The organism is Pedobacter albus (genome assembly GCF_036324255.1).
Taxonomy (GTDB): domain Bacteria; phylum Bacteroidota; class Bacteroidia; order Sphingobacteriales; family Sphingobacteriaceae; genus Pedobacter; species Pedobacter albus.
The window spans coordinates 1,685,152-1,700,041 of record NZ_JAZDQT010000001.1 but is presented as its reverse complement, the minus strand read 5'-3'; the positions used below and the strand labels follow the sequence as shown (position 1 = coordinate 1,700,041).

The following is a 14,890-nucleotide window of genomic DNA, read 5'->3' as shown; positions in this document are numbered from 1 at the left end:
ATGAGGTATTCAAGAGTAGAAATTATGAAAAAGCATTATATCAAAACAACAATCATTGGCTTAAGCTTAATCCTTGCAGGTTTAAAACCTGCAGGGGCACAGCAAAACATCCAGTTTACGCAATACATGTTCAATGCATTGAGCGTAAATCCAGCCTATGCGGGTTATAAGGAAGATTGGTTTGGCCAAATGGCACTCCGCACACAGTGGACGGGCCTCAATGGTGCGCCAAATACAGGGCAGGTTTCGATTGATGGCGTAGTAGATCCCGTTACCAAACGCATGGGGGTTGGCTTGCAGCTTACAGGCGATAAATTAGGCGCACAGTCATCGGCTTCGGCCTATGCCAATTTCGCCTATCGCTTAAGGCTCAATGCCGAAGATACCCAACGCCTGAGCTTCGGCTTGGCACTGGGCGTAACCAACTATTCGCTCGATGGCACCAAGCTGAACCCGGTAGATGTAAACGATCCGAATTTGCCAACCGGGCAAATCAACAGCTATATTCCCGATGCGCGTTTTGGAGTTTACTATTACAACGAGAATTTTTATGTAGGAGCATCGGTGATGGACCTGCTCTCGGGCGACAAATCGAACAGCATTTTCAAATGGGATGCCGGAACAACAGAAAACCTGAAGCGCAAGCGCCACATGTACATCATTGCCGGTATGCTCAACAACCTGTCAGACGAGGTAAGGCTAAGGCCAAGCATCCTGATCAAGGAAGATTTTAAAGGGCCAACCAGTTTAGATTTAAGCGCCATGTTCATTTTTAACGATAGGGTATGGCTAGGCGGTTCGTACCGTACAGGTTTAAACTTGTGGAACAAAGCCTACAGCCAAAACATTTCGCTAAGCAACGTCAACTCTGTTTCGGGCGTGGTGCAGTTCAATGTAAGCAGCCGTTTCAGGTTGGGTTACTCTTATGATTACATGCTGAACAAACTGAGCTCGGTACAGTCTGGTTCGCACGAGCTGACTTTGGGCATTACCTTCAACAGGTCGCTTAACCGTTTGCTAAGTCCGAGGTTTTTTTAAAGAAGGTTATTCCGTACAAATAGAATTATGAAGAAGAAATATATCATCATTGCCACATTGATTGCCTGGGGTGCCAGTTTAACCACTGTATTTGCACAAGAACAGTTTAACCTTCGCGATCGAGCCAAGAAGTTATATAACGAATATCAATATTTTCAGGCCGTTCAGCTTTTCCAAAAGCTGGTAGACGTGAAAAAGCCTAAGCTCGAAGATTTGGAGAGCTTGGCCGATTGCTATGTAAAAATGAAGGACTACGAGGCGGCCGAAAACTGGTACGCCCGCGTGGTGGCCGTTCCAGAAAGCAAGCCAGAGAATCTGATTTTATATGGCGATGCCCTGAAATCGAACCTTAAATATGCAGAAGCCAAAAAAGTGTTGCAGCAATATGCCAGCACCACCGGCGACAATGCCCGTGTAAGCGTAGATATCGCCGGTTGCGATTCGGCAGTGGTATGGTTGGCCAAACCTACAACACACCAAATCAAAAACCAGGCGGGCGTGAATACGCCACTTTCAGAGTTCTCGGTATTTCCTTATCAAAAAGGAGTGTTCTTTACCGGAGAGCCGAACAGCAAATCGCTCAAAGATTTGTACGGCCGGACAGGTCGCCCTTACTTGCGCATTTATACCGCTAACAGAAACGAGGCCAACGACCTGTCTAATGCCGCTATCGATTCGGTAATCTATAACAAAGGCGAATACCATATTGGTCCGGTAATTACCAATAAATTGGGCTCTGTATTGTATGTAACCAGAACTACAACCGGCAAAACGGTAGAAGTAAGCACTGTGGGCAAAAACAAGTACAATACCAATAACCTCGAGCTTTACTTCTTTAAACAGTTGGCCGGAAAATGGGTTGAGCAAGCCTTTGCCTACAACAACGTAGAGAAATATTCGGTGGGCCATGCAGCGCTTAGTCCGGATGAGAAAACCCTATACTTCGTATCAAACATGCCTGGAGGCTTGGGCGGTACCGATATCTGGTACTGCGAGTTGCAGGAAGATAAAACCTGGGGACAGCCTAAAAACGCAGGCGCGGGCATCAACACGGTAAAAGACGAGATGTTCCCGACCATAGGCGACGATGGTACCCTTTATTTTTCGAGTACCGGCTGGCCTGGAATGGGTGGCCTCGATATATTCAGCACCAAGGGCAGCAAACAAAGCTGGTCTAAGCCTGAAAACCTCAAATACCCAGTAAATTCGCCTGCTGATGATTTTGCTTACCTCACCATCAGCAACAGCGATAATTTAACTACTGGATTTCTTTCGTCTAACCGCAAAGGCGGTGTAGGCAGAGACGATATTTATAGCTTTAGCCACAGGGGAGAGCAACCAAAAGTAATTTTGGCCCTAAAAGGAGATGTGGTTAATAAAAAGTCTGGTGAGATCATCCCAGCTGCTGCAGTTACGTTATTCAGTGCGGGTCGCCAAGTGGTGGCCCGCAAAAGCAGCACCGAGCACGGAACCTTTTTGTTCGACATAGAACCGGGTAAGGATTACCAGATTTTGGCACAGAAAGAGAAGTTTTATGCAGATTCTACAACAATTTCTACTAAAGGTATTGACAAATCCCAAACTTTTGCCGTAAAATTGCAGTTGGAACCATTGTTTGAGGTAGGTAAAGCTATCGCATTGCAAAATATCCACTACGATTTTGACAAGGATAACATCAGGGCTGATGCGGCCAAAATTCTCGACGAATTGGTACGCACCATGCGCGATAATCCAACGCTGGTGATTGAATTGGGATCACATACCGATAGCCGTGGAGTTGATATCTACAACTTAGACCTATCGCAGCGCCGAGCAAGATCGGTAGTGAATTATTTAGTAAGTAGGGGCATAGCCAGAGACAGAATGGTGGCAAAGGGCTACGGAGAAACCCAATTGCTTAATAAATGCAGCAACGGCGTAAAGTGTACAGAAGCAGAACACCAAGCGAACCGTCGTACTGAATTTAAAATTTTGAAATATTGAAGATATAAGAGATATTAGCAGCGCCTGGTTGAGCTCGGGCGTTTTGTTAATAGCAGCTGTTATAATCAGATCTAAGAGCGTTTATTAAGGATGAAAGCTAACAAGATGAAGATCCTTGCCGTTGCAGTTATCATAATTGCATTCCTGGCATTGCTTCTTATCATCATTGACAAATTATCAGGGGATAATTTAAAATGAGACTCATTAGAAACAGCTACAAAGCCCGACCTAGGTCGGGCTTTGTTTGTTTATAGCACTTTTGTTGATGGTCTATAGGCCTTGGTCAATGGCCCATATTCGATAGTCAAAAACCTCCCGCCTTTAAGCCTTGGTCTTTGATCTTCTACCTTTAACCTTTTAGCTTTGGTCTTTAGTCTTTTTGGTCTTCCACCTTCTACCATCCCCCTTTAGCCTTTAAGCTTTGGTCTTTAGTCTTTCAGCTTCTCAAGAAACCAACACCTTTTTGTGGTATTTGTTGCGGTAGTCGATCGGCGTAAGGCCGGTTATTTTCTTAAAAACATCCCTAAAAGCCTTGGTGTCGGTATAGCCTACATCAAACATCACTTCGGTAATGTTTTTCCGGCTCGATTCGAAGCTTCGTTTGGCGGCTTCTATTTTTACCCTTTGTATATATTCGATTACCGTGTTGTTGGTAGCCTTTTTAAAGCGGCGTTCAAAACTCCTTCGGCCCAGCGCCACCATATCGGCCAATTGATCAACCGTTAGCTTATCTTGATAGTGCTCGTCTATAAAATCCTGGGCTTTTTTAATTTCTTCGTCGTTGTGTTTCTTTTGTCCCTGAAACATCATAAAGGCCAACTGGTTTTCGCGGTCAATATCGATGGCAAAATATTTGGAAGCCAAAATGGCCGTATCGCGATCGGTATATTTCTCTACCAGGTAAAGCAGCAAGTTCCAATAAGAATTGGCACCGCCACTCGAGTAAATGCCTCGCTCTTCGGTAATGATGCTGCCATCAACCAGCTCAACATTTGGAAACATGTTTCTAAAGTCTGCGGCCAAATGCCAATGCGTAGAACACTTTTTGCCATCCAGCAATCCGGTAGAAGCCAATAAAAAAGCCCCTAAACACAGCGAAACCACTTCGGCACCTTTGTGGTACTGTTCTATAATCCAGGGTTGCAGTTCCTTGTTCATCTCCACTGCGCGGTTCATGTTGCCACTCAGCGCGGGAATAAAAATCAGATCGGTTTTGGCAAGGTCCTCAACAAGCATATCGGTATGTACCGAAAACAGGTTGTTGTTCAGCCTCATCTCTTTTTTTACGCCCACCAGCTGTACGTTGAACAAGGGAGCCTTGCCTGCCGCGGCCAAAAATTCGTTTACCGTGGTAAATAGATACCTGGGGTCTGCAATGGCTTCGATCACAGCGGTTTCGGGTACAAGAATAGAGATGTGTTTCATGGGCCGTATTTAATTTTGACGAAACAAATATAAGCGAAGGCTTTGTCGCAAACAACCCCTCGAATTGTCTTTTATACCCTATTCGGCACAATGGGCTACTGGCTAAATTTGTAGGGTAAATCACAGTAAATATTGTTTTTTATCCTCATCAAGAAGTTTAACCAATGGCGCAGCTTTATTCATACCTAACTTTTAATGGCAATTGCAGACAGGCCATGACCTTTTATCAAAGCTGTTTGGGTGGCGAACTGGAACTGCAAACCATTGGCCAAGCGCCCTTAAGCGAGCCTTTGCCCGACAACATCAAGGCCTATATTGTACAGGCTACTTTGCGCAAAGACAATTTGGTGCTCATGGCCACTGATATGGTAGCCAATGAGGGCTTAAATTCGGGCAATTCGGTATCGCTGTTGCTCAATTGCCAGTCAGAACAGGAACTCCATCATTATTACCATCAATTGGCGCAACAGGGGCAGGCTACACAACCTTTAGCAACCAATTTTTGGGGTGCCATATTCGGTTCGGTAACCGATCAGTTTGGCATCAGGTGGTTGTTGAATTATGATAAAGGTTAGTTCATTGGTTCATTCGTATCATGAGTTCATTGGTTGACTGTTCAACTGCCAACCGATAACTGCACATTGCCAACTGCAAATTGCCAACTGATAATTGTCAACTGCTCCAGCACAAACAAATTCCAATTACTTTCGTTTACTTTGTAAGCAAATGAGCTGGCATGAAACATAAGCCTTATCCAATACCGGAAGAAGATATTATTAAGGTTCCCAAGTTTGAGGAAAGCGCAGGGTTTTACACCACCAAGCAACGGAGTAAAACCATGTCTAAAATCAGGGGGAAGCATAGCGTGCCCGAATTGTTGCTCAGAAAAGCTTTATGGGCAGCCAACATCCGTTTTCGTCTGCACAGAAACGACCTGCCGGGCAAACCAGATATTGTAATTGACAAATACCGCCTGGCCATTTTTGTAGATGGTGATTTTTGGCATGGCTACGAATGGGCCAAACGCAAACCGAAAAGTAACCTGGGTTTCTGGATCCCCAAAATAGAACGGAACATGCAACGCGATAAATTTGCCAACGAAAGCTTGGGCTTGATGGGCTATAATGTAATGCGCTTTTGGGAGCATGAGGTAAAACAGAACCTTAAGGCCTGCGTAAACCAGATTCAATTGTACATCGAAGCTGCGCAAACAGGCCGTGTACCCGGCAACGATCAATGAAGATTGCTTCTTGGCGACAAAATGTTGAAAAAGATTGGAATTAAAACTTTAATTTAGGCCTTTGCCAATCAACCTGATTGGTTTCCCCGTACAATATGAGCAAGAAATTTAAGGTAGGTAGCCTTTATGCAGGCGTTGGTGGCATTTGTCAAGGATTTATAGAAGCAGGAATGGAATTGGCCTGGGCCAACGAATTTGATAAATATGCCTGCATTACCTATCGCGAAAATTTTAAACACACGCTTCACGAAGGCGATGTATTTGAACTCGATCCCAAAACCTTGGACCCCATCGATGTGTTAGCCGGTGGTTTTCCTTGCCAGCCTTTTTCTATTGCGGGCTATCGCAAAGGTTTTGAAGACCAACGAGGCAACCATTTTTTCAGGATTATCCAGTATGCCGAGGAATTGCAACCCAAGGTGCTGTTGCTCGAAAACGTAAAAAACCTGACCTCACACGATAAAGGGAATACTTTTAAGGTCATTATAGAAACCTTAAGAACCTTGAATTATACCGTTTTTACCAAGGTGCTCAACTCCAAGGATTTTGGCAATATCCCCCAAAATAGGGAACGTATTTATATCGTAGCCTTTAAAAATAACGAACAAGGCGAAGATATTTACGGCAAACACTTCCAATTTCCGGAGCCTTTGCCTTTAAACGTTAAAATTAACGACCTGATTACGCCCCATGAAGTGGCGCACAAATATTACTACGGACCAGATAAAATGATCCATAACGAATTGGCGCAAAACGTAAGGTCGAAAGAAACGGTTTACCAATGGCGCAGGCATTATGTGCGGGAGAACAAGCAAAATGTTTGTCCAACCTTAACGGCCAACATGGGCATGGGTGGCCATAATGTGCCGATTGTCTTAACTGCAACGGGCATCAGAAAACTAACCCCTGCAGAATGTTTCAGGTTTCAGGGCTTTCCGGAAGATTTTAAACTGCCAGCCATTTCAGAAGCGCAACTCTACAAACAGGCGGGCAATTCGGTAACTGTACCTGTAATTGCCAGGATTGCGGCCAACATTAAATATGCGTTGTTGCAGGAGCCTCCGGTTGCTCAAGCCAAAACAAAAGGCAAAAAGAAAGCTACGGTATAGCTGGGTTTAGCCTTTGAAGCAATTGCTCAAAAGTATGCATATCGCCACTCTGTGCATAATAATTACGGGCATCCATGATGATCTTGCCATTCAGTAGTGCTTTTTGGGGCAAAATGTATTCGCGCTTGATTAGTTCTTTCAGTTCGCCCTTTCCTATACATCCGGCAATGTCAAACTCCCAATTTTCGGCAAGAAATAATGCTTTTAAGGCTTCGTATGGAGGCTTGTTAGGAGCCAGTAAGGGATGGTGACCAAACAAGGCCTTGCCATCGGGCTTAATGCGACATAAAATGAAGAAATCGTAGCTCGAACCATCCGGAATGTAATGGGCTTCTTCATCCCAATCTTTGGTTTCCAAGAGCATCAGGTTCGAAAAATGTGCAGCCGATTTGATGCTGAGCTTATACCCCAGGCAGTCGAAATCGCCATTGTCCCAAATGCCTTTGCCCATCACGTTCAAGTCTGGCGGGGGCAAGGTTATACCATGTTCGCTAAATTTTCTGTATATCCCAAATTCGGCCAGTTTTCCCTGTAAGGTGTTGATGAAAAGCTCGCCTTGGCTCCGATGGATTTGGCCTCCCGAACGGATGTTTCTGTGGTGGCCATCGGTAAAGCACATGGCATAGGCAAAATCAAAAGCCTGAGGCAAGAAATCGTTTAGGCTAAATAATGGGTTAAACGCTCTTTTGCTATTGACGGCAAAATTTTGAGAACCGCTTCGGGAAAGTCTTTGGAACTTGGCCATTTCAAATAGGTTAGCTTCCTAAAGATAGCTAAAATTGAAAAGCCTGTTTGCTTCAAGATGGAATTAAGCTGCGAATAAACCTTTTTTGCTGATGTAAAGGGCACCAAGACCGCCAACGGCCACTAAAATAACCCAAGTATAATCGTCTAAAGGAAGGTTCATTGGGGCACAGTTGTTATCGGCAGGGTTGAAATAATAAACAGTACCCCAGTTTACGCCATTCACCTGGCATTTATCGTTGCTGTTGGTGCGCGGAGAAATTTTGTTATCTCTGATGCCACAGTTTGGATCGTCATCCCACCATCTGATGTTGATGGGCTCACTTGCGTAGTAAGTTGGGTAACCAGAAGCATTTACGCCGCCAGTGGCATTAGGATAAATGGTGTTACCAACGTTGCAACCGTAATTGGCCATTGCGCTGAAAGAAAGGATAAGTAGAGAAGCGGCTAGAATATATTTTAAAAATTTCATGACTTTGGATGTTACGTGTTATAACACCCATTAGGCAACTTGTAGGCCAGCGTGAAAAAGCGCTGATACAGGTTTGTCATGGAAATTTCAGGGATGGGCTCTATCTATGTTTAAACATATATGTTGGTGCGCAAATAAGCATCAAATATTCTTTTTGGGCTGTTTTTGAGAAAAGGAGAGAATTGACCGTGATGTGGAAATATGGGGAATTGTTTACTCTGCAAGAATTCCCCGATGTGGGGAAAACTGTAAATTGAAGAAATAAAAAAGCCTCGAAACAATTATCGTTCGAGGCTTTTTCTCATGAATATGGCAATCTTTATATCGCTTTCGTCATCTCTTTCAAGAATTCCTTTTCTTTTTCGTTCAATAACGGACTTAAAGCCGTATAAACCTTTTCGTGATAGCTGTTTAACCAATCAATATGGCTTTGCTCCAACAGTTCTTTCTTCACAATCGTGGTATCGATAGGGGCTAAAGTGAGGGCCTCAAACGCGTAGAATTCGTTAAATTCATTGGTTTGGTCTTTCACAGTCAACACCAAATTCTCGATGCGAATGCCATGTTTGCCCGGACGGTAAATACCTGGTTCTATCGAAGTAATCATGCCCAGCTCTACCGGAACGGCAGTTGCCGTTGGATTAAATACCTGCGGACCTTCGTGTACATTTAAAAAGTAGCCCACACCGTGACCGGTGCCGTGGCCATAGTTCAGCGCATAATCCCACATCGGCCTACGGGTAATGGCATCGATCTGATAGCCACAGGTTCCCTTCGGAAAACGGGTTTTGCAACCCTCGATCATGGCTTTTAGCACCAAAGTATAATCGATGCTTTCTTCCTCGGTGTTGTTGCCCATCGGCATCACACGGGTAATATCGGTGGTTCCGTAGCGGTATTGACCACCCGAATCGACCAAGAATAGGCCCTCGGCTTTAATGGCTGCGTTACTGGCTTCGGTAGAAGCGTAGTGAGGCAAGGCGCCATGTGCTCGGTAAGCCGAAATGGTATTGAAGCTTTCGCCGATAAATCCCTCCTGGGCAGCCCTGAAAGCGCTGAGCTGTGCGGCAGCAGAAAGCTCTGTCATTTCAATTTTGCCTACATTTTCTTTTACCCATTTTAAAAACTGCGTAATGGCCACGCCATCTCTGCGCATCACTTTACGGGTGTTTTCTACTTCTGTTTCGTTTTTAACCGCTTTGAGGTGAGTTGAAGGGTTGGTTTCCAATACGCGATTAACCGAAGTTGGTATTAGTTTATACAGTGCAAAGCAATTGCGTTTCGGGTCGATTAGAATGGTGCTCTCGGCAGTCAGAAACTGCAGGTCTTTGGCAATGGTGTCGTAACCTAATATTTCTACGCCGTTTGCACTTAGGGTAGCTTTGTCGGCTGCGTTTAGTTTGTCGTGTTGTATGTACAACGTAGCTTGGCTAGGCGTAATGAGCGCAAAACCCAAAACTACTGGGTTGTAGCTTACATCCGAACCACGCAGGTTAAACAACCAAGCCAAATCATCCAAAGACGAAATCAGGTGGCTATCGGCATGGTATTGTTTCAGGCTTGCCCTAACCGCAGTCAGTTTATCGGCTATCGATTGGCCGGTATAGGTATCGGCTATCAAAAATGCAGGCTCTTTTGGCAAGGCTGGCCTGTTTGTCCAAATCGGGTTCAGGTAATCCTTGTTTTCGAAACGGATGCCTTTGTAGGCCAGTTGCTGCTGTAACAGTTCGCCAAGTAAAATAGAAACCAATTTTTCGTCGAAAGCAATGGTAGCGTCTTGTTTTAAAGTGTTGCCCAGCCATTGGATATATTCGGGCGCATGTTGCACCTTCAGTTTTACCAATTCAAAGCCGCTTCCTTGCAGTTGTTCTTCAGCTTGTTCAAAATACCTCGAATCTGCCCATAAACCGGCAAAATCCTGCGTAATCACTACCGTACTTACCGAACCTTTGAAACCGGTGGTAAAAGCAATGCATTTATAGTGGTCGGGCAAATATTCGCTGATGTGCGGATCTGCCGATGGAATAATATAAGCGTCAACGCCATCGGCTTTCATTTGCTCGCGGATGGCATTCAGTTTTTCAGGATACGTCATGCGCAAATCTAAACGAAAAAGAATTTAAAGTGAAAGCTAAAAAAGAGTTTATGGCATTCGAACGACGTTTCTCGTGTCTGTTGAGCCTAAATATTTCGATTTGCTTACAAATTTTGACTTGTTTTTATTTGTTTCTGAAATTTTTGGGTTAATATTGATTTCGCTTTTTCCAAAAATGAAAGTCCTCCAGTTTACCATTCCCGTTGCCCACGATCGTACAGTGATTGTGCAGGAAGACGATATGCCTCACTTTTATCCCTACCTGCACCGCCATCGCGAGGCCCAGCTGATTTGGATTAAAGAAGGAGAGGGGACGCTAATCGTGGCCAACAATATGTATGCGTTTCAAAAAGGCGATGTATACCTGCTGGGGGCCAACCAGCCCCATTTGTTGAAAAGTAATCCGGTTTACTTTGAAGAAAACAGCGGACTGAAAATCCAGTCGCTTATGATTTTTTTCGATCCGCAGGGAAAACTGGCGCCTGTTCTGGCGCTCCCCGAAATGCAGTGGCTGGCTACTTTTATGCAGCAGCATCAAAATGGATTTAAGGTGCCCCAGGCTCATCAAGCGCATATTGTTAGCCAGATGGAGGCCGTGCAGCAAGCCGGAAATACAGAGGTAATGGTCAGTTTTCTGAATTTGTTTCAGTCGTTACAGCAGTTGAACAATCAGTTAGAGCCCCTGTCAACCTCTATTTTGTCGGGCTTTTCAGAAAGTGAGGGACTGAGAATTGGCCATATTTTTAATTTCCTGATGCAGAACTATCATCGCAACATCAGCTTGGAAGAAGTAGCGGCCGAAGCCCACTTAACGCCCCAGGCTTTTTGCCGGTATTTTAAAAAGCACACCCGACAAACTTTCATTGCTTTCCTGAACGAACTGCGCATTAACGAGGCCTGCAAGAAACTAACCAGCAGCCAATTCGAAAATATTGCGAGCGTGGCCTATACCTGTGGCTTCAACAACATCACCAATTTTAACCGTGTTTTCCGCTCGGTAAAAGGTCAGGCACCCAAAGCCTATTTTAAGCGTTTATTGCAGATTTGAAATAAAATTACCCATATTTTAATCTTTAATTTGTTTATTGGGTTAAAATCTGTCAATTCTTCATCAAAACCGGTCAAAATTTATAGCCTCGTCTTTTTACTTTTGGCTTAGTTGATTGTTGGCAACGGCAATTTGCTAAAACCGAATTTAAACCGATTGGAAAATGAAAGCCGCGATAATTGATCAAGCCATTAAGGAATGATTAAAAAGCTTTCATTGCATTAAAAAATTAAACAGATGAAAAACGTAGCATGGCAAGGTGTTTATCCTGCACTATTAACTCCATTTAAGGAAAACGACGAAATAGACTACCCTTTGTTCCAGAAAAACCTCGATGCCCAGTTGGCGGCTGGGGTTGATGGCATTATTATTTGTGGTTCCTTGGGCGAAGCCAGTACCCTGAGCAGTGCCGAAAAGCTGGAATTATTGGCATATTGCGTAAAAAGCATCAATGGCAGGGTTCCGGTGATCCTCAATATTGCAGAGCAGATAACCAAAGATGCCATTGCGATGGCCCAACAGGCAGAACAAATCGGTGCCGATGGTCTGATGCTATTGCCACCATTGCGCTATAAAGCCGACGACGAAGAAACGCTTACCTATTTTAAAAGTGTGGCGAGTGCCACTTCGCTGTCTATCATGATTTACAACAACCCGGTTGATTACGGCATCAAGGTTTCTGTCGAGATGTTTGAAGAATTGGAGCCCTTTGCCAACATACAGGCCGTGAAAGAAAGCACCAGGGATGTTTCGAACGTAACGCGAATGATCAACCGCTTTGGCGACCGTTTTAAGATTTTATGTGGCGTAGATCCTTTGGCCTTCGAATGCTTGGCTTTGGGCGCACACGGCTGGGTAGCTGGACTGGTTGATGCCTTTCCTGCCGAAACCGTTGCTATTTATCGCTTGGTTAAAAACAACCGCCACGCCGAAGCTTTGGAAATCTACCGTTGGTTTTTGCCTTTGTTAGAATTGGATATCCATGCCAAATTGGTTCAGTATATCAAATTGGCAGCGCAGGCTACCGGCATCGGATCGGAATATGTAAGAGCGCCACGTTTGGTTTTAAAAGGCCAGGAACGTGCTTATGTGCAACAGGTTATTGACGAAGGCCTTGCTGTCCGTCCAAAATTGCCGGCCTATTTGGATTTAGCAGTAGCAGTTCTTTAACTTCGTTTAAAGTAAAACAAGAAAATCATGTATCAAGATACCAGTATAGCCATGCTTGATGAGCTGTTGGCCAGTTCGGTAAGAGCTTATCACCAGTACAAAACCTATTCGTTGCGGCAACGCGCCGATTTTATGCGTGCCATTGCCAAGGAAATCGAATTGTTGGGCGATGAGCTCATTGAAACTGCCCACGCAGAAACCAATTTGCCGGCTGCCCGTTTGATGAACGAAAGGGCCCGGACTATTTTTCAGCTCAACAGCTATGCCGATGCGGCCGAACAAGGCAATTGGTTGGAAGCAAGTATCGATACGGCTTTGCCAGAACGAACGCCACCCAAACCCGACTTGAGAAAAATGCTTGTGCCCTTGGGTACAGTAGTGGTTTTTGGAGCCAGTAATTTTCCTTTCGCCTATTCTACCGCAGGTGGAGATACGGCCTGCGCTTTTGCGGCCGGTTGTCCGGTGGTGGTAAAGGCCCATCCGGCGCATGCCAAAACTTCTACCTTGGTGGCCGATGCCATTCACAAGGCGGCTGAGCAATGCCAAATGCCTGATGGAATTTTTCACCACGTATACGGTGCGGGTTTCGAAACCGGCGAATACCTGGCCAAACATCCAGCTGTAAAGGCCATTGGTTTTACGGGCTCTTTTAGCGGAGGCAAAGCCTTGTTCGACTGGGCCAATCAGCGTAAAAATCCAATTCCGGTCTTTGCCGAAATGGGCAGCGTGAACCCTATTTTTTTATTGCCCGAAAAACTACAGACAGAAGCTGAGGCGCTGGCCAAGCAATGTGCCGGCTCTATTACTTTGGGTATGGGCCAGTTCTGTACCAACCCCGGTTTACTTATTGCCATTGATGGCGAAGGATTAGACCGTTTTGTACAGCACCTGCGCAAAGAAATCAAAAGTGTTATGCCAAGCAAGATGTTGCATGCAGGTATTGCCAAAAATTTCGGCGAAAAACTAGAAAAGGCCTTGGCTCAAAAAGGAGTGCAGCTGCTTACCCAAACCGAACAAAACATGGGCGAAGGTGAGGGCCTCATCAGTATTGCGACGACTACCGCACGCACTTTTTTAAATAATCCGGTATTGCACGAAGAGGTATTTGGACCTTATTCGCTCATTATCCAATGCCAAAACGAAGCCGAAATGCTCGAAATTGCCCAAAAACTGGAAGGCCAGCTAACGGCAACTTTAATGGCTACGCCGAAAGACATGAGGCAGCATCGCGAGTTGCTAACTTACGTACAGGAAATCTGTGGGCGCTTTATCCTCAACAATGTGCCAACGGGTGTAGAGGTAAGTTTGCCTATGCAGCATGGCGGACCATTTCCGGCCAGTACCGATAGTCGGTTTACGTCGGTAGGCGCCGATGGAATTAAGCGTTTTGCACGTCCGGTTTGCTTTCAGAACTGGGGCGATGAATTTTTGCCAGACGAGCTTAAAAACGGTAATCCTTTGCAAATATGGAGAACCATTAACAACGAGCTTACCCGTGATGCCATTTCCTAAAAATAACAGTCGATGAAAAAAACATTCAGTTGCATAGATGCACATACCTGTGGCAATCCGGTGAGGGTAGTGGCTGGCGGAGGTCCGATTTTGTTGGGCAACAGCATGATGGAACGTCGCTTACACTTTTTAAGGGAATACGATTGGATCAGAAGAGGGCTGATGTTCGAACCTCGTGGACACGACATGATGAGCGGCAGTATTTTATATCCGCCAATCGATCCTGCAAATGATATTGGTGTACTTTACATCGAAACCAGTGGCTGTTTGCCCATGTGTGGCCACGGTACCATCGGCACGGTAACCATTGCCATTGAAGAAGGCTTGGTGATACCCAAAGTGCCTGGCAAATTAAGGCTCGAAACTCCTGCAGGCTTGGTGCTGGTAGAATATGTGCAGGAAGCCGGCAAGGTTAAATCGGTTAAGCTCATTAACATCAAGTCTTACCTGGCTGCCGAAGCGCTGGAAATTGATTGCCCGGATTTGGGTAAACTAAGCGTTGATGTGGCTTATGGCGGAAATTTCTATGCCATTGTTGATCCGCAGGAAAATTTTAAAGGCATTGAAAACCATACGGCCGATCAGTTGATCAGCTGGAGCAGGGCCTGTCGTAAACAGATGAACGAACGCTACAGTTTTGTGCATCCAGAAGATGCCAATATCAATGGTTTGAGCCATTTTTTATGGACTGGTGCAACCATTTCGTCGGAAGCTACGGCCAGAAATGCGGTTTTTTATGGCGATAAAGCCATTGACCGCTCACCTTGCGGTACAGGCACGTCAGCGCGCATGGCACAATGGTTTGCCAAGGGAAAACTGAAAAAAGGAGATCGCTTTGTTCACGAAAGCATCATCGGTTCGCAGTTTGTAGGCACCATTGAAGAAGAAACCACCATTGCTGGCAAACCCGCTATCGTGCCCGGTATAGAGGGCTGGGCCAAAGTAACGGGCTACAATACCATTTTTATAGACGATGACGATCCTTATGCACATGGCTTTCAGGTGATTTGATTTCCAGTTGGTAGTTTTCAGTTGCCGGTTCTCAGTTTTCAGT

The 14,890-nt window shown here is 45.1% G+C and carries 13 protein-coding genes; 9 read left to right on the top strand and 4 right to left on the bottom strand.

What is annotated here, in order from left to right:
• Entirely contained in the window at nucleotides 1–1,038 is a 1,038-nt protein-coding gene (locus VRU48_RS07055) for a PorP/SprF family type IX secretion system membrane protein (protein ID WP_330107216.1), read from the top strand.
• A 27-nt stretch (nucleotides 1,039–1,065) separates the two neighbouring features.
• A complete protein-coding gene (locus VRU48_RS07050) occupies nucleotides 1,066–3,021 on the top strand; it encodes an OmpA family protein (protein ID WP_330107215.1) in 1,956 nt (651 codons plus the stop codon).
• A 444-nt stretch (nucleotides 3,022–3,465) separates the two neighbouring features.
• Here the strand turns inward: VRU48_RS07050 and VRU48_RS07045 are convergent, their stop codons facing one another.
• Entirely contained in the window at nucleotides 3,466–4,446 is a 981-nt protein-coding gene (locus tag VRU48_RS07045; RefSeq protein WP_330107214.1) for a GlxA family transcriptional regulator, read from the bottom strand.
• A 164-nt stretch (nucleotides 4,447–4,610) separates the two neighbouring features.
• Between VRU48_RS07045 and VRU48_RS07040 the strand changes: the two genes are divergently transcribed.
• The 3 genes from VRU48_RS07040 to VRU48_RS07030 all read left to right on the top strand — a co-directional run bounded on the left by VRU48_RS07040 (nucleotide 4,611) and on the right by VRU48_RS07030 (nucleotide 6,795).
• Nucleotides 4,611–5,021 (top strand): VOC family protein, encoded by a 411-nt coding sequence (locus tag VRU48_RS07040; protein WP_330107213.1) that lies wholly within the window; start codon nucleotides 4,611–4,613, stop codon nucleotides 5,019–5,021.
• Between the two features lie 161 nt (nucleotides 5,022–5,182).
• Nucleotides 5,183–5,686, top strand: coding sequence for a very short patch repair endonuclease (locus tag VRU48_RS07035; RefSeq protein ID WP_330107212.1), 504 nt, complete (start codon nucleotides 5,183–5,185; stop codon nucleotides 5,684–5,686).
• Nucleotides 5,687–5,781: 95 nt separating this feature from the next.
• Nucleotides 5,782–6,795, top strand: coding sequence for a DNA cytosine methyltransferase (locus tag VRU48_RS07030; protein WP_330107211.1), 1,014 nt, complete (start codon nucleotides 5,782–5,784; stop codon nucleotides 6,793–6,795).
• Here VRU48_RS07030 and VRU48_RS07025 read toward each other — a convergent pair.
• The 3 genes from VRU48_RS07025 to VRU48_RS07015 form a co-directional block, all read right to left on the bottom strand.
• Nucleotides 6,785–7,540, bottom strand: a complete 756-nt coding sequence (locus VRU48_RS07025; protein WP_330107210.1) for a hypothetical protein — start codon at nucleotides 7,538–7,540, stop codon at nucleotides 6,785–6,787. The genes VRU48_RS07030 and VRU48_RS07025 overlap by 11 nt on opposite strands.
• 63 nt (nucleotides 7,541–7,603) lie before the next feature.
• Nucleotides 7,604–8,011: a DUF2790 domain-containing protein gene (locus VRU48_RS07020; protein ID WP_330107209.1), complete on the bottom strand. Its 408-nt coding sequence runs from the start codon at nucleotides 8,009–8,011 to the stop codon at nucleotides 7,604–7,606.
• A gap of 319 nt (nucleotides 8,012–8,330) precedes the next feature.
• Complete coding sequence (locus tag VRU48_RS07015) at nucleotides 8,331–10,106, bottom strand: aminopeptidase P family protein (protein ID WP_330107208.1); 1,776 nt, start codon at nucleotides 10,104–10,106, stop codon at nucleotides 8,331–8,333.
• A gap of 175 nt (nucleotides 10,107–10,281) precedes the next feature.
• Between VRU48_RS07015 and VRU48_RS07010 the strand changes: the two genes are divergently transcribed.
• From VRU48_RS07010 to VRU48_RS06995, 4 genes are all read left to right on the top strand, one after another.
• Nucleotides 10,282–11,154 carry an AraC family transcriptional regulator gene (locus tag VRU48_RS07010; protein ID WP_330107207.1) on the top strand — a complete coding sequence of 291 codons (873 nt, stop codon included), beginning with the start codon at nucleotides 10,282–10,284 and terminating at the stop codon, nucleotides 11,152–11,154.
• A gap of 237 nt (nucleotides 11,155–11,391) precedes the next feature.
• Nucleotides 11,392–12,324, top strand: coding sequence for a dihydrodipicolinate synthase family protein (locus VRU48_RS07005; RefSeq protein ID WP_330107206.1), 933 nt, complete (start codon nucleotides 11,392–11,394; stop codon nucleotides 12,322–12,324).
• A 27-nt stretch (nucleotides 12,325–12,351) separates the two neighbouring features.
• Nucleotides 12,352–13,836, top strand: a complete 1,485-nt coding sequence (locus VRU48_RS07000; protein WP_330107205.1) for an aldehyde dehydrogenase (NADP(+)) — start codon at nucleotides 12,352–12,354, stop codon at nucleotides 13,834–13,836.
• Nucleotides 13,837–13,848: 12 nt separating this feature from the next.
• A complete protein-coding gene (locus VRU48_RS06995) occupies nucleotides 13,849–14,847 on the top strand; it encodes a 4-hydroxyproline epimerase (protein ID WP_330107204.1) in 999 nt (332 codons plus the stop codon).
• The last annotated feature ends 43 nt before the right edge of the window (nucleotides 14,848–14,890 follow it).

Bases quoted from the DNA above. Each gene is read 5' to 3' on its own strand.
- VRU48_RS07055 (WP_330107216.1), top strand. From the start codon at position 1: ATGAGGTATTCAAGAGTAGAAATTATGAAAAAGCATTATATCAAAACA.
- VRU48_RS07050 (WP_330107215.1), top strand. From the start codon at position 1,066: ATGAAGAAGAAATATATCATCATTGCCACATTGATTGCCTGGGGTGCC.
- VRU48_RS07045 (WP_330107214.1), bottom strand. From the start codon at position 4,446: ATGAAACACATCTCTATTCTTGTACCCGAAACCGCTGTGATCGAAGCC.
- VRU48_RS07040 (WP_330107213.1), top strand. From the start codon at position 4,611: ATGGCGCAGCTTTATTCATACCTAACTTTTAATGGCAATTGCAGACAG.
- VRU48_RS07035 (WP_330107212.1), top strand. From the start codon at position 5,183: ATGAAACATAAGCCTTATCCAATACCGGAAGAAGATATTATTAAGGTT.
- VRU48_RS07030 (WP_330107211.1), top strand. From the start codon at position 5,782: ATGAGCAAGAAATTTAAGGTAGGTAGCCTTTATGCAGGCGTTGGTGGC.
- VRU48_RS07025 (WP_330107210.1), bottom strand. From the start codon at position 7,540: ATGGCCAAGTTCCAAAGACTTTCCCGAAGCGGTTCTCAAAATTTTGCC.
- VRU48_RS07020 (WP_330107209.1), bottom strand. From the start codon at position 8,011: ATGAAATTTTTAAAATATATTCTAGCCGCTTCTCTACTTATCCTTTCT.
- VRU48_RS07015 (WP_330107208.1), bottom strand. From the start codon at position 10,106: ATGACGTATCCTGAAAAACTGAATGCCATCCGCGAGCAAATGAAAGCC.
- VRU48_RS07010 (WP_330107207.1), top strand. From the start codon at position 10,282: ATGAAAGTCCTCCAGTTTACCATTCCCGTTGCCCACGATCGTACAGTG.
- VRU48_RS07005 (WP_330107206.1), top strand. From the start codon at position 11,392: ATGAAAAACGTAGCATGGCAAGGTGTTTATCCTGCACTATTAACTCCA.
- VRU48_RS07000 (WP_330107205.1), top strand. From the start codon at position 12,352: ATGTATCAAGATACCAGTATAGCCATGCTTGATGAGCTGTTGGCCAGT.
- VRU48_RS06995 (WP_330107204.1), top strand. From the start codon at position 13,849: ATGAAAAAAACATTCAGTTGCATAGATGCACATACCTGTGGCAATCCG.